This window comes from Dietzia sp. JS16-p6b (assembly GCF_003052165.1).
GTDB lineage: Bacteria > Actinomycetota > Actinomycetes > Mycobacteriales > Mycobacteriaceae > Dietzia.
On sequence record NZ_CP024869.1, the window covers coordinates 3,068,993 to 3,085,648 of the forward strand.

Below are 16,656 nucleotides of genomic sequence, written 5' to 3' on the forward strand. Positions count from 1 at the left end.
AGGCGCAGCGTTAGCAATCACTCCAGCCGGTGGGACGATGGCGAGCTTCGTCGACCGCGAGTTCTCCCGAGGCGTTTTCACCTCCACCAACTGGAACGTCCAGGGCAATGTCACCGCCGATGCGAACTCGGGTTGGACCGACCACTTCACCGAGAGCACCGCGGCGACTTTTCAGCCGGCGGTCGGTGACGTGATCCCGGGCTCGACCCGGTCCTATTCCCGATTCGGCCTCCGCGTCGCGCCGGGATCGACCGTCGGCGGGACCGTCACCATGTCTGCTGGCGTTCAGGTCGCGCCCAGTACCCAAGCAGGCCTGTTCCGGATGCGCATCGTGCGGACAGCCTCTACGACCTGCGCCCTGAGTTCCTTCGCCTCTGGGGCCACCTTCGTCGTGGGCTCAGCCGGAGACCTGGCCGGCAACTTCGGAACCATGCTCTCCGCACCGAATTCAGCGGGACAGTTCACGCTGCCGGCCACTGGCACGCCGACATACCTCTGCTACGAATTCAGTCTTCCCAGCACACCCCCGAGCGGTCTCACCAATGGTGCGGTCGCAACCGTCCGCTGGACCTTCAACGCGACATCGGCGGCCATATGACACTCGGTACGACTCACCCACAGCAGCCGGATCAGGCGACCCACCACATGAGGCCCCGGGGGTCGGCGGTCTCCCGCCTCTCTGACGCCCTCCTCTCGGTGTTGTCATTCGCTGGCATCCTCTGCATCATTGCTGTGATCTGCGCGTTCGCCTTCAACATCTCGCTGATCATGTTCAAGACCGGTTCGATGAGCCCGACCATCCCGACGGGTTCGCTCGCCGTCGTCCAGGAGAAGCCCGCTGCAGACGTCCGCGTCGGGGATGTGACCACTATCGACCGTCCCGGCCAGCTTCCGGTCACCCACCGGGTGACGGCCGTAGAACCCGCGGCCACGGGTATGTACGTGATCCGAATGAAGGGTGACGCCAACGACACCGAAGATCCGCAGGCCTACGAAGTCAGTTCCGTCCGCAAGGTGCTGTGGTCGACACCCGGCCTGGGCTACTTCGTGGCCAAGGCCCAGAACCCCACTGTCATGGCGGGGACGACGCTTGCCATGGCCCTGCTGGTGACATGGGCTTTCTGGCCCAGGAAACGGAATGTCTCGTGAGCAGCCGACGACCCCTGACGACCCGACTGGCGATGGCCTCGACGGTTGTCCTCGGGGTGCTCGGTCTGACGGTGGGCGCCACGATGACCGCCCAGTTCACCGAGGCCTCCTGGACCGATCGTGAGATCGGCCAGGCGTCCGCACAGGCCCGCTGGATGGAGGGCTTCACCCGGGTCACCGATCCAGGATGGAAGATGCGTGGGGATCGGGATGCGGGCCTCCCGAACTCGATCGGAATGAGCAGCCCTCAACAGCCCGTCACCCGCAACTTCACGTTGTCCTATCCCACCGGATCCCCTCTCGCCACTGGTGCCGATGACAACCGCAGCAGCTTCGGCAGTCCGACCTCTTCCGAAATCGTCCCTTCGAGGAACACGGGCGACGATCTCTGGATGGGAAGGTTTCCTTCAGGGCCATTCCAGGGAGAAACTCAACCCGCCCATGCTTCACACTGCATGTCATTTCCGACGCCAGCGAGTATGACCGCCACCACAACCACGTGTTCTGCAGGGTCCAACCCTGCCCCCCGGCTCGTCGCTCATCAGAACACCGTCGGATACACGTACTCGATCGCTGCCTCCGGAGCAGGCACCAAGACCGCGCGGGTAAATGTGAGCGGGTTCGGCTCCATCGCTCAGTGTTTTCCCGACGGCACGTCCTCTGCCACCATCACTGAGAACAACAGCGTTCTGGAGCTCGCAAACCACACCGGGAGTCTCAACTATTCCTACAACCGCGAACAGAGCATCAAGTCGTTCATCCCCAACAGTGACGACTCGGCAGTGCGGTACGACGGCACAACCAACCAATGGGCGCGCTACAACGTCAATAACAACTTCTGGGGCACAGCCCCAGACGCCTCTTTCGTTCTCCTGGCCAATATCCGCAAGAACACTTTCCTGACCGATTACTACGCACTAGCCGAAATGGACATGGTCATTCAGGTCTACAGCGCCGGTGGCGGCAGCAGCGACAACGCCACGTTCATCGACCAGATCAATCTCCCGATCACTCGATCCGAATGCGGCTTCAGCAACGGCACCTCCCCTATGCCCATGCGCGCCGGAACCTGGCGGGGGGACCCGCACCAGCTCGGGTGGCCAGAGAAGTGGCAGACCGTCGTTCCGAACGCCAATGGACGACTTCAGACAGTAACCCACGATTCCACCGGCACATCTCCGGCCGACGCCACCGTCGGCGTGTCCTCTCGAATGGCTCTTCAGGCCGAGTCCGAGACCACCACTCTTCCGACCGGGACCACGGTGACGTCGCCCATCGACCGCGCCACAGGCACCGACACCTCCACCGCGGCACCGCCGGACCCGTCCGGCGAGAACACGAACACGACCGCCGGAACGACCTCCGCCACACCGACCGCCACCGCCACCCCGCCAGCGACGACGTCGAACACCACGACGAGCACCTCCCACGCGACCGCCATCCCCACCGAGCCCGGAACCCTGTCCGCGACCGCCCAGACGCAGACCGTGGGAACAGTCGAGGCCGACGGAACGGAACTCGACGTCGTCGTCAAGGGCGCCACAGTCCCCTCCGACGCCCCCACCGCCCTCCCCGCGCTGGACACCTGGATCAACGAGGGCACCCGCCCGAGCGGCGTGTGGAGGACCCTCGCGTCGAGTGATCCGGACTCCGACGGGTGGCGATGGGCCGCCGTCAACCGGGAGACCGGCACGGTGGTGTACGTCCGTTGACGCGCCCCTCGACCGTGGCAGTCGGTGAGATTCGCCACGCACCGGACGTAGATGTAACGATTCGGCTACTGACGGCCATAACCTGGATGAATCGGCGGTCATCGCGGGTCGACCCGCACCGGAGCCCCTCTCCCGGTCCGACCGCCGGGTGATGGCTTTCGGAGGAGCTATGCGGATTCGACACGCGGCCACCGCGCTGGTCGCCCTCGGTTCCGCCTCCGCCTGTGCACTGGGCGCGACGCTCGTCCTCCAGGACCGCGGGGAGGACGCCCGCGAGCAGGCCCTGCGCAGTTCATCCTGGTCCGTGCAGGCCTCCACCGACTTCGGCACCACCTGGACCGCGCCCATCTCCAGCTACGGGGGGCACTTCCCCGTCCGGGTGGACACCGCGGCGCTGCGCACCCGGTCCGCGTACCAGCCCCTGACCCTCCGGACGAGCGTCGACTCCCGCGCGGATGCCCACGTGGTGATCGACAGGGGCGCGCTGGTGGAGGGAGACCCCACGACTGCCGCCGAGGTCAGGATCCGGGCCGTCACCACGAGTGGAGGCGCCTGCGCCGCGCCCACGTTCGCCAGTGGCGCCCCCAGCATCCTGGTCGGCGACGCGGGCCAGCCCAAACCCGTGGACGCCGCCACCGCCGGCCAACCGATCGTGCTTCCCGCCGCCACCCGCACCACCGCGGGACCGCCCGTCACCGTGTGCCTCGAGCTGAGCATGGACTCGGCGTCCCCGGCCCCCGACTCGGTACTCATGCTCGCCTGGCCCATCGAGATCACCCGCGCAGACGCCGGAACCTGACGCTCGCGACATCAGACCTCACGAGACGTCCCTGGCCGCCTCACGTCGACGGGCCGCGGCCCGGTACACCCGCTCATGCGTGGCCATCACCGTCCTGGGATCGGCGCCCACGACGCGCGGCGGCGCCGACCGGGGTTCGTCGATCGCGGTGTGCACCGCCCACGTCAGACTGCCGGGATCCCGGGGGTCGTACACCTCACCCGAGTGCTCGTCCGGATCGCAGCGGTCGAACCACTGCTCGCGCAGGAACCCCACGGCCGGGAGCACCGGCGCCACCCCCAGGTCCCGGCACATCTCCAACCAGGTGGAGTGGGTGGCGAAGCGGTACGGCAGCACGCACACGTCCAGGGCGGCGAACTCGGCGAGCAACGGCCCGAGGTCCCGGGCCTCGTACCGGGTCAGCCGCACCGACTCCCACCCGCCCTCCGCCGCGAGCTCGGCGACCAGGTGGTGCCCGCCGCTCTCGCGGTCCTCGCCGCACGCGTCGCGCCAGGCCTGGGACTCCACGACGATCCGCAGGTGCGCACCGCGTCGGCCGGCCGCCACCGGCGCCAGCAGGTCCAGGAGCTCCGGGCCCTCGATGTTCTCGCCCATCCGTTCCAACAACACCCCCACCACGATGTCCCCGGGAGCCCGGAGATGGCGGGACGCGCGGATGGCAGCGGAGATCTCCGCCTCGTCGAGCAGCCTGGGATGCGGCACCACCATGGCGTCCACGCCCCACCGCACCCACAGTTCCCGCGCCGCGACCTCGGTGAGCGTCAGCACCTGGGTCGCGGCCCCGACGAGCATGCCGGTGTGACTGCGGTGTGGCTGCGCGTCCTCGTGGGAGGGGTAGACGATGTCGTGCACGGTCAACACCATCGGCACACCGGCCCGTGACAGGCGTTCGATCACGTCCCGGGCGCTCTCCGGATTGAGGTAGTCGTAGCCGAAGTGGACGTGGGCCACGTCCACGTGGTCCAGGTCCTGATCGGGGGGTGGAGCGGGGTCCCTCGCGTACGTACCGGGGTGCGATTCACCGTTCACCACGCCCGGCCGCATCGGCACGATCTCGATCTGCTCCGAGCACCCCAGCCCGGTGATGCGCCGCACGGCGGGGTGCGCGGCGGGCAGCACCGCCACCCTCGTCCGGGACGCGCCGCCATGTGACCGCATGAAACTTAGTTTAGACCCCTACGCAAGTCGTCGATGAGGTCTCCGGCGAATTCCAGGCCCACCGAGAGGCGGACGACGTTGTCCGCGATGCCCACGGCGGCGCGCGCCTCGGGCTCCATCGACGCGTGGGTGGTGGTCGCGGGATGGGTGACCAGGGTCTTGGCGTCGCCCAGATTGTTGGAGATATCGATGATCCTCAGCGCGTTGAGCAGCGAGAAGCACCGTCCCTTGCCCCGGTCCGCCTCGTCGTCGTCGAACTTCAGGCCGAACGTCACCACCGACCCCCCGCCCGACATCTGCTGCCTCGCCAGGTCGTACTGGGGGTGCGAGGGCAGCATCGAGTACCGGACCCAGTCCACCGCGTCGTGTGACTCGAGGAACCGCGCCACCTCGAGCGCGTTGGCGGACATCCGCTCGACCCGCAGGCCCATGGTCTCCAGGCCCTTGAGCAACACCCAGGCGTTGAAGGCGCTCATACCGAACCCTGCGTGACGCATCAGGTTCTGCACGGGTCCGGCGATGTACTCCTCCGGGCCCAACACGGCACCGCCCAGGACCCGGCCCTGACCGTCGATGTGCTTGGTGGCGGAGTAGACCACGATGTCCGCGCCCAGCTCGAGTGGCTTCTGGTGCAGGACGGTGGCGAAGACGTTGTCCACCACCACCTGCGCGCCGGCCTCGTGCGCCAGGTCGCACACCGCCCGCACGTCCACCAGTTCCTGCATGGGGTTGGAGGGGGTCTCGAAGAACACGGCGTCGGTCGGCTGGCTGAGTGCCTCGCGCCACTGGTCCAGGTCGGCGCCGTCAACGAACACCGTCTCCACGCCCCACCGGGGCAGGATCTCCGCGCAGATGACGTAGCAGGAGCCGAACAACGCTCGCGAGGCCACGAGCCGCGAACCGTTGCCGAGCAGCGCGGCCAGCGAGACGAACACCGCCGACATGCCGGAGCTGGTGGCGAAGCACGCCTCGGCGCCCTCGATCTGTCGTAGCCGCTCCTGAAACATCGCCACGGTGGGGTTGCCGTAGCGGGAGTAGACGAACCGCTGGATGTCGCCGTTGAACGACGCCTCGGCCGCCTCGGCGGACTCGTAGACGTAGCCGGAGTTGAGGAACATCGGCTCGGTGGTCTCCTCGAAACCGGTGCGCATCTGCCCGGCCCGCACGCCCAGCGTGTCGGGGTGGAGTCCGTCGGGGAGCTCGTTGTTTCTCATCCGCTGCTTTCCTGTGTGTTGTCGGTGTTGCGGGTGGCGGGTCGGTACTCGCGGCCGGTCAGGCGGATCAGGACTGTCGCCAGGGCAGGCCCGCGACCTTCCACCCGTTCACCGAACCGCGGTGGCCCTGCTCGTCCGGATCTCCCTCGAACCCCTCGGCGACGTTGTAGGCGGGACCCAGTCCGGCGGCGGTGGCGGCGCTCGCCGCGGCGGCCGACCGGTGCCCGCTGCGGCACAGGAACAACACCGGCGTGTCGGAGTCCACCCCCGCCTGCGCGAGCTGTTCCAGGAAGCGGTGATTGGGCTCCCCCGCCGAGGTCATCCACTCGATTCCCACCACGCGCCTGCCCAGCTCGGACAGGTCCGCGCCCCCGACCCACTGCCACTCGGCGCTCGTGCGCACGTCCACCAGGACGGCGGAGGGGTCGGTGGCGAGCAGATCCCACGCCTGGTGCGGCGCGAGGTCCCCGGCGTAATCGCTCATGGGCCCTGATTATGCTCCCCCCGCCACCAGTCCGCCCGGTCGAGGTCCGCCGGACGCGCCCCCGTGCCATGATCGGGCCATGGCACCGACCCCCTCCGCCGCCCCCATCAGAGTGGCCGTCGTCGGATCCGGACCGGCGGGCGTCTACTCCTGCGAGGCCCTGCTGGCGTGGGCCGACCAGCACGGCAGGGACATCGTCGTGGACTGCCTGGACAAACTGCCCGTACCGTACGGTCTGCTGCGCCACGGTGTCGCACCGGACCACCCCCGGATCAAGGGCATCGCCCGCACGCTGGAGGCGATCGTCACCGATCCGCGGATCCGATTCCTCGGCAACGTGGAGTTCGGCCGGGACCTGACGGTGGACGACGTGCCCCGGCTCTACCACGCGGTCATCCTGGCCACCGGCGCCCTGGCCGACCGCGAACTCGGCATCCCCGGGGAGCACCTCGAGGGCTCCTACGGCGCCGCGCAGTTCGTCACCTGGTACGACGGCCACCCCGACGCGGACCGCACGTGGGCCCTGACCGCCGAGCGCGCCGCGGTGGTGGGTGTGGGCAACGTCGCGCTCGACATCGCGCGGATGTTGGTGCGCACCCCCGAGCAGCTCGAGGCCACCGACATTCCCGCCCACGTCCGCGAGGGCTTCGGCACCAGCGCCACCCGGGTCGTCACCGTGACCGGTCGGCGCGGCCCGGCCTACGCCAAGTTCACCCCGTTGGAGCTGCGGGAGATGGACAAGGTGGAGGGTGTGACGATCGTCGTGGATCCGGCCGACCTGGAGTACGACGACGATGCCCGCGAGCACCTGGAACACGATCGCCGGGCCGGCCAGGTCTGCGATCAGCTGGCCAAGTGGGCGGCCGCGCAGGCGGAGGCGGGACACGAGTCCCCCGACGCGGCGGAGCAGGCCGCTCTCGCCGCCGGCGGGCGCGTGGTGCGGTTCCGCTTCCACCGCAGTCCCGTCGAGGTCCTCGGCCGCGACGGCCGCGTCACGGGCCTGCGACTGGAGCGCACCGAGCCGGACGGGATCCGGGTGCGCGGCACCGGCGACTACGAGGAACTCGAGGTCGATGCGGTGTACCGCGCGGTGGGCTATCGCTCCGACGCTCTGCGGGGTGTGCCCTTCGACGACGCGACCGCCACCATCCCCAACGACGGTGGCCGGGTTCTCACCGGCCCGGGCGGGGAGCCCGTGCCGGGCCTGTTCGTCGCCGGGTGGGTCAAGCGCGGGCCCACCGGAGTGATCGGCACCAACCGTCACTGCGCGGTGGACACGGTGGACACCCTCACCGACGACATCGAGGCCGGCGCCCTGGCCGAGCCCACCGAGACCGACCCGCAGGCCGTCCGCGACCTGCTCGCCGAGCGAGGTGTGTCGGTGATCGACGACGAGGGGTGGGCGGCGATCGACTCCCGCGAGCGCGCCCTCGGCCGGGAGGGTGGCCGCGAGCGCACCAAACTCGGGGGCCGGGTGGAGATGCTCGCCGCGGCCCAGCACCCCGCCGGCTCGGCCGGTGCCGACCATTCGGCCGGCTCGGCCGGCTCGGCCGGTGCCGCCGGTTCCTCCGAGGTCCCCGGGGTATAGCCGATCCGGGGGGTCAGTCCCGATCCGCGACGAGCCTCCCGAGTTCGGCAAGCGACACCGTCCCGCGGTCGAAGTAGGCCGAGTGCACACCCCGGCTCGACCCCGGCCCGGACCCGGGTTCGGTGACGTCGACCCCGAGCCCGCCGAAGTCCTCCGTCCCCGGCCGCTCGCCCAGCACCCCGGTGGTCGACCACCACGGCACCGGATCCCACCGCGAGGCCACACCCACCACGTCGCGGTCCTCGGCTCGGCGCGCGGTCCCACCCTCGTCGAGCCACTGCTGAGCGACCGAGTCGACGGTTGCGCCGGGGCTGCCCACGTGGATCATCCGGTCCGCGGCCAGACCGCTCGGATCCGCCGCGGCCGCGCCCAGGACCGCGGATCCGTAGCTGTAGCCCACCGCCGCGTGCGGGGAGTCCACGCCGTCCATCCTCTCGACGGCATCCAGGCCGGCGGCGAAGGTCCTCAGGTCATGGGCATGCGCACGCGCGGGCGCTGCCGACAACCCCGCTTCGCTGACCTTCTCCGGGGCGTCGTATCCCTGCCACGACACAGAGACACACGACCCGGTGTTCGGGACCGCGCCCTCGTCACACATCGCTCTCGCGCGCTCGGCCGTGCGATCAATCGACTGGATCGACGAGCCCGTGCCGGGGATGAGCGTCACCACGGTGTCCGCACCGTCGGGGTCCCCGCTCGCCACCACCGCCCGACCGTCCCGATGGAGCGCGAGCAGGTGCCGGCCTGGGTCCTCGGCGAGGTGGTCGCCCAGCGCGACGAGCCCGGGAGTCGCCCCCGCCTCCGTGAGCCTGCGGAGCCGCGTCCGGTTGATCGCGTCCCGGGTCGCGGAGGACAACCCGGCCACCGAACCCAGATCCGGGTGGTCCCGCGCGAGTCGTTCCCTCTCCGCCGGCCCGAGAGAGTGCCACAACCCGGCCACGACGCGAGGATCATCGTCGGTCGTCCCGGACAGATCGAGGCAGGCCACCGTCGCGGCATCCGTGTATCCGGCGAGCGAGTCGGCCGCGTCGCGCAACCGGACCGACAGGGCCAGGTCGGCGTCGATGACCTCCGTGTCGTCTCCCCCACCCGGGCGCACCTGCTCGTCGTCCGCCCACGCGATCAGCGCCCTCGCCAGCCTCGAACCCTCCACCCGCAGCACGTCCGCCAGGTAGAGACAGGCCCCGGAGAGCATCCTGGCCTCGGCGGCCGCATCTCCGACGCGAGCACGCGCACGCGCTCCAGCGTGACCGGACCAACCAGCCGAACCACCGGGTCCCTCACGCGCGCCCGCTGCGGAAGCGGGACCCCCTGCGGAACCGAAAGCCCTGGCAGCGCCGGAGCCCCCTCCGAGCCTGCGGGCCACGGAGTCCAGGTCCGCGGCCGTCTCCGCGGTCTCCCGCCCCACCGACGCGGCGGTGGACTCGGCGTGGTCCAGAGCGATGACCAGCGCCTCAACCCGCTGCGCCGGAGACACCTCGGGCCACCTCCTCATCGGCTCCGACCAGGAGATCCGCCGCCCTCTCCATGTTCTCAGCGATCCGGCCGGTCTCCTGGGCCTCGTCCCGCGCCCGGCGCAGCAGCAACGCCGCACACTCCGCCAGCGCCGCCCCGCTGAGCAGGCCACCGGGCGGCCCGGCCCCCGAGCAGCCGGCCGCCTCGCCCGCCTGCCCCAGCACGGCGGCCAGCGAGTCCGCCCCGGCGGCCGCGTGCTCCCCGGCTGCGCGGACCCGGGTCGCCTCAGCCGCCACCGCGACCCGTTCGAACGCCACCAGGGCCGCCGCGACCGGCCCCACCTCCGCTTCTGATCCCGCCATCGGTCCCGCCCCCTCTCGAGCCCGTGGGTACGGGCCGCTCGAGTAGTGACGCTAGGGGGGAGGGTCGGGCCGGGTCAGGCCCCTCAGAGGGGGCGGTGGATAGATCCGACGACCATCCACAGGCTCAGTCCAGGTCGGGGTCCTCGGCGTACCGATCACCGACGTACATCCGGAGCAGTACCGCGACCATGCCCGCGCCGAACAGCCCCGTACCGCCGAGGAGCAGACCCCCCGGCATCCGCTGGTCCGGCGACTCGGAGGCGATCACGATCCCCACCTGCATCGCCACCAGGAGCGCGAGTGTGACCACCACGATCAGCCACAGGTCCTCACGGACCAGTCGCTCGAATCTGCGCAACCTCGAGGCGGTCGACGTCCACCACTGCTTGTTTGGCCCGTTGATGAGTTCCGGTGCCCGCAGGACGAGCAACGACGTGAGCGGGACCAACGCCAACACGGTGAGCGGCAGCACCCCTGAGAACGCCAACGCCCCGGCCTTGCCGGACCACCCGTCAGCCCGCCCCCCGGAACCGAAATGGATCGGGACCCGCTCGGGGAGCACCATCACCTGCCAGGCGAGCACCGCCAGCCAGATCAGCAGGGTGGACACGACGAGTGCACGGATCCACGGACCGGACGGCTCCCTGGGCAGCCCGCGGGCCTCGTCGGCGACCGAGTTCGTCGTCGTCATCTCACCAGCCTGCCGAACCGACGGCTGCGCCCCCGCACGTCCTACTTCACCACCGTCACGCGGGAGGCGGCCTCGCGGGCCCGTTCCCTCGCGGTCTCCACGTCCTCGGCGGTCGCCACGGCCACTCCCATACGGCGGAACTCGCTGGCCGAGGGCTTGCCGAACAGTCGCAGATCCGATTCCGGGACCGCGAGCGCACGGGCCACGCCCTCGAACCCCACGCCCTCGACCACACCGCTCGAGCCGCCCTCGGGGTCACCCTCAGGATCGTGCGCGATGCCGGCGCCGCCGTAGATCACCGCAGACGCTCCCGGGCTGGACATCGTGGTGACCACGGGCAGACCCAGGACGGCGCGGGCGTGCATGTCGAACTCGCTGAGCACCTGGCTGCGCAGCGTCACCAGGCCGGTGTCGTGCGGCCGCGGGCTGACCTCGGAGAAGTAGACGTCGACGCCCTGCACGAACAGTTCCACCCCGAACACCCCGACCCCACCGAGTGCGCCGGTCACGCGCGCCGCGACCGAGCGCGCCGAATCGTAGGCGTCCTGGGTCATGGCCTGGGGCTGCCACGACTCGACGTAGTCCCCGCGCTCCTGACGGTGACCGATCGGCTCGCAGAAATCCGTTCGGATCGCTCCGGTGGCCGGGTCCACGCTGCGGACGGTGAGCAGGGTGATCTCGTACTCGAAGTCCACGAACGACTCCACGATCACCCGCGCCCCCGTCACCCGCGCACCCGACTGCGCATAAGCCCAGGCGGCCTCCACGTCCTCGGGGGCGTGGAGGGAGGACTGCCCCTTTCCCGACGACGACATCGTGGGCTTGACCAGGCACGGGAACCCGATCCGGTCGCATGCCTCCTGCAACTCCTCCAGCGACGAGGCGAACGCGTAGCGACTCGTGGGCAGGCCCAGCTCCTCGGCGGCCAGGCGCCGGATCCCCTCGCGGTCCATGGTCAGCTGCACTGCGCGGGCCGTGGGGACGACTCGCGCCAGCCCGTCCTGTTCGATCTGCGCCAACGCGGCGGTGGCGATGGCCTCGATCTCCGGTAGGATCACGTGCGGCTCCTCGAGCTCCACCACCCGCCGCACCTCGCCTGAGTCGGTCATGTCGATCGTGTGGCTGCGGTGGGCGACCTGGTGGGCGGGGGCGCCGGAGTACCGGTCGACCGCGATCACCTCGACACCCAGGCGCTGCAGCGCAATGGTGACCTCTTTGCCCAGCTCGCCCGAGCCCAGGAGCATCACGCGCGTCGCGCCGGGACTCCCCGGCGTGCCGAGGCGGTCGACGACTGGCGGGGCGAGGGGATCGTGCGCTGCGGTCATGGCGCCCACGCTAGTAGAGGCCCGCCGACGCGGGTCCTTTCGCATGCTCCCCGGCTCACGCGGATCGGCAGGCGATACCGTGTGTGCAACGCCACACGAAAGGGCACACCTGTGACCACTGCCTCCCCCGGCCCCCTGGCCGGCATCCGCGTCGTCGAACTCAACGGCATCGGCCCCGGCCCCCACGCCTGCATGATGCTCGCCGATCTGGGCGCCGACGTCGTGACCGTCATGCGTCCCGGCGAACTCGCCACCCAGGTCGGCGGCTGGGCGCACATCACCCGGCGCGGCCGGACCGTGGTGGAGGCGAACCTCAAGAGCGACGACGGGTTGGCGCAGGTCCGCGGTCTGATCGCCAAGGCCGACGTGCTGGTCGAGGGCTTCCGGCCCGGGGTGACCGAACGTATGGGACTCGGCCCCGACGAGTGCCTCGAGCTCAACCCGCGGCTCGTCTACGCACGGATGACCGGGTGGGGTCAGCACGGCCCGCTCGCCCACACGGCCGGTCACGACCTCAACTACATCTCGCTCACCGGTCACCTCAACGCCACCGCCCGCAAGGGCGAGCGCCCGGTGCCTCCGCTCAACCTGGTCGGCGACTTCGGCGGTGGGTCGATGTTCCTCGTCCAGGGCATCCTCGCCGCCATCATCGAACGCGCCACCTCGGGCAGCGGCCAGGTCATCGACGCCGCGATGACCGACGGCGCCTCCGTACTGGGCCAGTTCCAGTGGGCCATGCGCGCACGGGACCAGTGGTCGGACGTCGCCGGGACGAACATGCTCGACACCGGGTTCCCGTTCTACGATGTCTACACCTGCTCCGACGGCAAGTTCATGGCAGTGGGCTGTCTGGAGCCGCAGTTCTATGCGGAGTTCGCCCGGCTGCTCGGCATCGACGGCGACGGCATGCCCGGCCAGTTCGACATGGATCGTTGGGACGAGTTGCGGGAGATCATCGCCGCCACGTTCGCCGAGAAGCCCCGCGACGAGTGGGCCGAGCTCTTCTACGGCACCGACGCCTGCACGACCCCGGTGCTGACCTACACGGAGGCGCTGTCCCATCCCCACATGACGGCGAGGGAGACCTTCGTCGAGGTCGGCGGGGACATGGGGCCCGCGCCCGCGCCGCGGTTCTCGCGTACCCCTGCGCCCGCCGTCCCGGCGGCGCCGCCGCGTGAGGTGACCGCGATCGATCAGGTCTGGGCCTGAGCATGGGCGAGCCGGGGGCCACGTCTCACTCTCCGGGCAGTGGCTCCCGGGTGGCCGGCATGACCCTGGCCGTGGACCCGGCCTCAGCGGAGCCGCCGTTCCGCCAGCTCAAAGGGCAGATCGTCGAGGGAGTCCGGCGCGGCTTACTCACGGCGGGCACGCGGATGCCCGCCGTGCGCACACTCGCGGAGGAGGTCGGGGTCTCCACCGCGACGGCCGCGAAGGTCTATCGCGAACTAGAGGAGTCGGGCGTGTTGGAGGGTCGCGGCCGCTCGGGAACGTTCGTCTCCGCCGCTGACCTGCCCGGGGCGGTGCTGACCCGGGCCGCGGAGGAGTTCGCAGAGCGGGCCGCGGGGGCGGGATTCGACGTCGAGGACGCCGCGGACGCGGTCCGCAACGCCTTCCGGCACCTGCGCTGACCGCCCGGGGCGATTCGGCCCGATTCTTCGCGATCCTGGACGCATCGGCCGAGTAGACCTCTCGCAGACCGTGACCCCGTTTCACAGAAGGCGATGGGTTCCAGCGAATGCGATCGGCGTGCAGTGGCTGGCATCGGAGTTCACTGGGGGCGACCCGGTCGACCGGGTTGCTCCCACCCTTGCTTCTCGAATGCCCCGTGGACGAATCGGGTGAGCGTCCGCGGAGTGTTCAGCAGCCCTTGCGTCACTCGCCTCACCTCCCATCCGAGGGACGCCAGGCGCAGCATCGCCACGGAGTCCGCGTCTCGACGGGCTCTGGCCAGGTGTTCGTGGCCGTCATACTGCAATCCGACCTTCCACTTGCGGTTTGCCGGGTCGAGCCGCGACACCAGTCCTCCGAATCGCGACCGAGCGCATTCGGCGAAAACTGGTCTCAATCCGGGAATCGTCGGCGAGTTCTGAGATGGGCCCACTCGGCCGACACCTCCAGGAACGCGCTGCATTTCCGGCTCGCGAGGGTGTGGGGCATTCCCCGGACCAGTCCGGCAGGCCCATAGGTAATGCCGAACGGCCGCGCCGCGATAGTGGGGGCATGATCACGAGAACCGCCACCGCTGCCACCGCTCTCGCCCTGGCCGCTGCCACCACCGTCGCCGTCGCCCCCGCTCACGCCGGACCTGCGCCGGAAGGCCACGTCGCCTACGTCGCGCAGGCGTCGGGTTCCGCAGACGGCGGCTCGTTGGACAACCCGATCATCGGAGCCGGGCTGCTCATCATCGCGGGGCTTGGTGTCTCGGCGGTTCTGGCCATCGGCGCGGGGGTGGCGGGTGGCGCATTCGAACTCCCACCCTTCCCGGGCCTGCCGTCGTGAACTGACGACATCACGCAGCACCGCCCCCGGCTCCACGAGGTGGCCGGGGGCGGTGCTGGGTATGGACGGTTCGCTCAGCTCCCGAGCGAACCCGTCGTCCGGGCCACGGAACCAGAGCTTCCGAGGCCGGCCAGAGCGGAATCCAACGAACCGAGACCGGCCGGGACACCGGCCCCAGCAGAGATCTCCATCTCGATGTACTCGTCGCCCGCAGAGCAGATCGCGAGAGCGGACGGAGTGAAGGACCCGTCGGTGAGCGTGGCGTTCGTATCGTAGAAGCCAGGCGACAACGTGGCGGTCTCCCCGTCTTCGACACCGCCCGTGAAGAGGCCGAGCTGCCCGTTCACCAGCGCCTCGGTCACCTTCGCCTCCAGTGCCGGGGGCGGTGACGCATCCGGATCCTGTGTCCGCAAGACGGCGTACATCTCCGACAGCAGACTGCCCGGCCCGCCGTACGCGATACAGAACAGATCCTGGCCGGACCTGTTGGTGTAGGAGATCTCGGTGTTCGCGCCCTTGCCACTGACGCTCACGCTGCTCGGGCTGTCGAGTACGGGATCGGCGCCTTGGGCCCCGGCCACTCCGGCCCCGGCGAGGACGGTGGCAGAGGCGATGGCTGTGGCTGCGGCGGCGACGCCGAACCTGGTGAGAGTGCGCATATGGTGCTCCGATCTGGAGAGGAAGCGACCGGCCGGTCGCCTGACTCCGACTTCACCTCAACGGCTCAGAAAGCACTATCGGACGAACACACGACATGTGTCATCCGTTCACATGAAACCGATTCACAACGTACACAACGGGCTCACCCGCCCCACGCGAGCAACGAGAAGAGCGTCCCGCGCACCCGCCTCTCGGCCAATGCGTTCGGGACGCTCTTCTCGACGTGGTGGTCGATCGACTCAGCCCAGGATGTCGCGCCGCACCACGTTCTCGTCGCGGCCCGGCCCCACTCCGATATACGACATGTGGCAGCCGGCCAGCTCCTCGAGCCGCAGCACGTAGTCGCGGGCCTCCGGCGGCAGATCACCGAACTCGCGCGCACCGCGGATGTCGTCCTCCCAGCCGGGCATGGTCTCGTAGATCGGCGTGGCGTGATGGAAATCGGTCTGCGACATGGGCATCTCGTCGTGCCGCACGCCGTCGACGTCGTAGGCCACGCAGATCGGGATCTCGCCGATGCCGGTGAGCACGTCCAGCTTGGTGAGGAAGTAATCGGTGAAGCCGTTGACGCGCGCGGCATAGCGGGCGATCACGGCGTCGTACCACCCGCAACGTCGGGTGCGACCGGTGTTGACGCCCACCTCACCACCGGTGACCTGCAGGTACTCACCCCACTTGTCAAAGAGCTCGGTGGGGAACGGGCCTGCTCCCACGCGCGTGGTGTACGCCTTGACGATGCCCAGCGAGTGCGTGATCTTGGTGGGGCCGACGCCCGACCCCACGCAGGCGCCGCCGGCGGTGGGGTTGGACGAGGTGACGAACGGATAGGTGCCGTGGTCGACGTCCAGCATGGTGGCCTGGCCGCCCTCCATGAGAACGGATTCGCCGCGCTCCAGGGCCTGGTTGAGCATGAGGGCGGTGTCGCTGACCATGGGACGGAGCCGGTCGGCGTAGCCGAGGAAGTACTCGACCATCTCCTCGACCTCGACCGCCCGGCGGTTGTAGATCTTGACGAAGATCTGGTTCTTGAGGTGCAGCGCGCCCTCGATCTTCTGCCGCAGGATGGATTCGTCGAAGACGTCCTGCACGCGGATCCCCACCCGCGAGACCTTGTCCGCGTAGGTGGGGCCGATGCCTCGACCGGTGGTCCCGATGGCCTTCTTGCCCAGGAACCGCTCGGTCACCTTGTCCAGCGCCTGGTGATACGGGGCCACCAGGTGGGCGTCGGCGGAGATGCGCAGCCGCGAGGTGTCGGCGCCGCGGGCCTCGAGGCCGTCGATCTCCTCGAACAGCGCCTCGAGGTTGACCACCACACCGTTGCCGATCACCGGCACGGCCGTGGGCGAGAGGATGCCGGCGGGCAGGAGCTTGAGCTCGTACTTCTCGCCACCCACCACCACGGTGTGCCCGGCGTTGTTGCCGCCGTTGGGCTTGACCACGTACTCGACGCGGCCACCGAGGATGTCGGTGGCCTTACCCTTGCCCTCGTCGCCCCATTGGGCGCCGATCAGGACGATCGCTGGCATGGTTCGCTTTCACCTCGAAAAGTGTCGTCATTCG

17 protein-coding genes are annotated in these 16,656 nt (G+C 69.7%); 8 read left to right on the plus strand and 9 right to left on the minus strand.

Annotated features, from left to right (window positions below; genetic code table 11):
- Positions 1 to 37 precede the first annotated feature (37 nt).
- The 4 genes from CT688_RS14155 (at position 38) to CT688_RS14170 (ending at position 3,660) form a co-directional block, all read left to right on the plus strand.
- Positions 38 to 598 (plus strand): hypothetical protein, encoded by a 561-nt coding sequence (locus CT688_RS14155; RefSeq protein ID WP_107757422.1) that lies wholly within the window; start codon positions 38 to 40, stop codon positions 596 to 598.
- 47 nt (positions 599 to 645) lie between these two features.
- Positions 646 to 1,149 carry a signal peptidase I gene (locus tag CT688_RS14160; protein WP_107758227.1) on the plus strand — a complete coding sequence of 168 codons (504 nt, stop codon included), beginning with the start codon at positions 646 to 648 and terminating at the stop codon, positions 1,147 to 1,149.
- Positions 1,146 to 2,861 (plus strand): hypothetical protein, encoded by a 1,716-nt coding sequence (locus CT688_RS17390; protein WP_159078017.1) that lies wholly within the window; start codon positions 1,146 to 1,148, stop codon positions 2,859 to 2,861. Before CT688_RS14160 ends, CT688_RS17390 begins: the two co-directional genes overlap by 4 nt.
- A gap of 169 nt (positions 2,862 to 3,030) precedes the next feature.
- Entirely contained in the window at positions 3,031 to 3,660 is a 630-nt protein-coding gene (locus CT688_RS14170) for a hypothetical protein (protein ID WP_107757424.1), read from the plus strand.
- 18 nt (positions 3,661 to 3,678) lie between these two features.
- On the opposite strand, the gene CT688_RS14175 is transcribed toward CT688_RS14170, so the two are convergent.
- The 3 genes from CT688_RS14175 to CT688_RS14185 all read right to left on the minus strand — a co-directional run bounded on the left by CT688_RS14175 (position 3,679) and on the right by CT688_RS14185 (position 6,516).
- Complete coding sequence (locus CT688_RS14175; RefSeq protein WP_194305770.1) at positions 3,679 to 4,818, minus strand: hypothetical protein; 1,140 nt, start codon at positions 4,816 to 4,818, stop codon at positions 3,679 to 3,681.
- A 5-nt stretch (positions 4,819 to 4,823) separates the two neighbouring features.
- Positions 4,824 to 6,032: an O-succinylhomoserine sulfhydrylase gene (locus tag CT688_RS14180; RefSeq protein WP_107757426.1), complete on the minus strand. Its 1,209-nt coding sequence runs from the start codon at positions 6,030 to 6,032 to the stop codon at positions 4,824 to 4,826.
- Positions 6,033 to 6,099: 67 nt separating this feature from the next.
- Positions 6,100 to 6,516 carry a rhodanese-like domain-containing protein gene (locus CT688_RS14185; RefSeq protein ID WP_107757427.1) on the minus strand — a complete coding sequence of 139 codons (417 nt, stop codon included), beginning with the start codon at positions 6,514 to 6,516 and terminating at the stop codon, positions 6,100 to 6,102.
- 79 nt (positions 6,517 to 6,595) lie between these two features.
- Here CT688_RS14185 and CT688_RS14190 point away from each other — a divergent pair, with 79 nt between their 5' ends.
- The gene (locus CT688_RS14190) at positions 6,596 to 8,104 is read left to right on the plus strand and encodes an FAD-dependent oxidoreductase (protein WP_107757428.1); all 1,509 of its coding nucleotides are present in this window, start codon (positions 6,596 to 6,598) and stop codon (positions 8,102 to 8,104) included.
- Between the two features lie 13 nt (positions 8,105 to 8,117).
- Here the strand turns inward: CT688_RS14190 and CT688_RS14195 are convergent, their stop codons facing one another.
- The 4 genes from CT688_RS14195 to purT form a co-directional block, all read right to left on the minus strand.
- The gene (locus tag CT688_RS14195) at positions 8,118 to 9,581 is read right to left on the minus strand and encodes an alpha/beta hydrolase (RefSeq protein WP_231750357.1); all 1,464 of its coding nucleotides are present in this window, start codon (positions 9,579 to 9,581) and stop codon (positions 8,118 to 8,120) included.
- Positions 9,559 to 9,921, minus strand: coding sequence for a hypothetical protein (locus CT688_RS18020; protein ID WP_107757430.1), 363 nt, complete (start codon positions 9,919 to 9,921; stop codon positions 9,559 to 9,561). The genes CT688_RS14195 and CT688_RS18020 overlap by 23 nt, the downstream gene beginning before the upstream one ends.
- A gap of 124 nt (positions 9,922 to 10,045) precedes the next feature.
- Entirely contained in the window at positions 10,046 to 10,612 is a 567-nt protein-coding gene (locus tag CT688_RS14205) for a DUF1648 domain-containing protein (RefSeq protein WP_107757431.1), read from the minus strand.
- A gap of 41 nt (positions 10,613 to 10,653) precedes the next feature.
- Positions 10,654 to 11,937: a formate-dependent phosphoribosylglycinamide formyltransferase gene (purT, locus tag CT688_RS14210; protein WP_107757432.1), complete on the minus strand. Its 1,284-nt coding sequence runs from the start codon at positions 11,935 to 11,937 to the stop codon at positions 10,654 to 10,656.
- A gap of 111 nt (positions 11,938 to 12,048) precedes the next feature.
- Here purT and CT688_RS14215 point away from each other — a divergent pair, with 111 nt between their 5' ends.
- The 3 genes from CT688_RS14215 to CT688_RS14230 all read left to right on the plus strand — a co-directional run bounded on the left by CT688_RS14215 (position 12,049) and on the right by CT688_RS14230 (position 14,436).
- Entirely contained in the window at positions 12,049 to 13,146 is a 1,098-nt protein-coding gene (locus tag CT688_RS14215) for a CaiB/BaiF CoA-transferase family protein (RefSeq protein WP_107757433.1), read from the plus strand.
- Between the two features lie 59 nt (positions 13,147 to 13,205).
- Complete coding sequence (locus CT688_RS14220) at positions 13,206 to 13,565, plus strand: GntR family transcriptional regulator (protein WP_107758228.1); 360 nt, start codon at positions 13,206 to 13,208, stop codon at positions 13,563 to 13,565.
- 592 nt (positions 13,566 to 14,157) lie between these two features.
- Positions 14,158 to 14,436 carry a hypothetical protein gene (locus tag CT688_RS14230; RefSeq protein WP_107757434.1) on the plus strand — a complete coding sequence of 93 codons (279 nt, stop codon included), beginning with the start codon at positions 14,158 to 14,160 and terminating at the stop codon, positions 14,434 to 14,436.
- A 74-nt stretch (positions 14,437 to 14,510) separates the two neighbouring features.
- On the opposite strand, the gene CT688_RS14235 is transcribed toward CT688_RS14230, so the two are convergent.
- Together CT688_RS14235 and CT688_RS14240 are read right to left on the minus strand one after the other, a co-directional pair.
- On the minus strand, positions 14,511 to 15,095 hold the full coding sequence (locus tag CT688_RS14235) for a hypothetical protein (RefSeq protein ID WP_107757435.1): 585 nt from the start codon (positions 15,093 to 15,095) through the stop codon (positions 14,511 to 14,513).
- A gap of 240 nt (positions 15,096 to 15,335) precedes the next feature.
- Positions 15,336 to 16,622, minus strand: a complete 1,287-nt coding sequence (locus CT688_RS14240) for an adenylosuccinate synthase (RefSeq protein ID WP_107757436.1) — start codon at positions 16,620 to 16,622, stop codon at positions 15,336 to 15,338.
- Positions 16,623 to 16,656 lie beyond the last annotated feature (34 nt).

What these genes read in the sequence shown, in the direction of transcription:
- purT (WP_107757432.1), bottom strand. Translation starts at nt 11,937, where the DNA reads ATGACCGCAGCGCACGATCCCCTCGCCCCGCCAGTCGTCGACCGCCTC.
- CT688_RS14205 (WP_107757431.1), bottom strand. Translation starts at nt 10,612, where the DNA reads ATGACGACGACGAACTCGGTCGCCGACGAGGCCCGCGGGCTGCCCAGG.
- CT688_RS14180 (WP_107757426.1), bottom strand. Translation starts at nt 6,032, where the DNA reads ATGAGAAACAACGAGCTCCCCGACGGACTCCACCCCGACACGCTGGGC.
- CT688_RS14220 (WP_107758228.1), top strand. Translation starts at nt 13,206, where the DNA reads ATGACCCTGGCCGTGGACCCGGCCTCAGCGGAGCCGCCGTTCCGCCAG.
- CT688_RS14190 (WP_107757428.1), top strand. Translation starts at nt 6,596, where the DNA reads ATGGCACCGACCCCCTCCGCCGCCCCCATCAGAGTGGCCGTCGTCGGA.
- CT688_RS14160 (WP_107758227.1), top strand. Translation starts at nt 646, where the DNA reads ATGAGGCCCCGGGGGTCGGCGGTCTCCCGCCTCTCTGACGCCCTCCTC.
- CT688_RS14185 (WP_107757427.1), bottom strand. Translation starts at nt 6,516, where the DNA reads ATGAGCGATTACGCCGGGGACCTCGCGCCGCACCAGGCGTGGGATCTG.
- CT688_RS14235 (WP_107757435.1), bottom strand. Translation starts at nt 15,095, where the DNA reads ATGCGCACTCTCACCAGGTTCGGCGTCGCCGCCGCAGCCACAGCCATC.
- CT688_RS14175 (WP_194305770.1), bottom strand. Translation starts at nt 4,818, where the DNA reads ATGCGGTCACATGGCGGCGCGTCCCGGACGAGGGTGGCGGTGCTGCCC.
- CT688_RS18020 (WP_107757430.1), bottom strand. Translation starts at nt 9,921, where the DNA reads ATGGCGGGATCAGAAGCGGAGGTGGGGCCGGTCGCGGCGGCCCTGGTG.
- CT688_RS14155 (WP_107757422.1), top strand. Translation starts at nt 38, where the DNA reads ATGGCGAGCTTCGTCGACCGCGAGTTCTCCCGAGGCGTTTTCACCTCC.
- CT688_RS14170 (WP_107757424.1), top strand. Translation starts at nt 3,031, where the DNA reads ATGCGGATTCGACACGCGGCCACCGCGCTGGTCGCCCTCGGTTCCGCC.
- CT688_RS14230 (WP_107757434.1), top strand. Translation starts at nt 14,158, where the DNA reads ATGATCACGAGAACCGCCACCGCTGCCACCGCTCTCGCCCTGGCCGCT.
- CT688_RS14240 (WP_107757436.1), bottom strand. Translation starts at nt 16,622, where the DNA reads ATGCCAGCGATCGTCCTGATCGGCGCCCAATGGGGCGACGAGGGCAAG.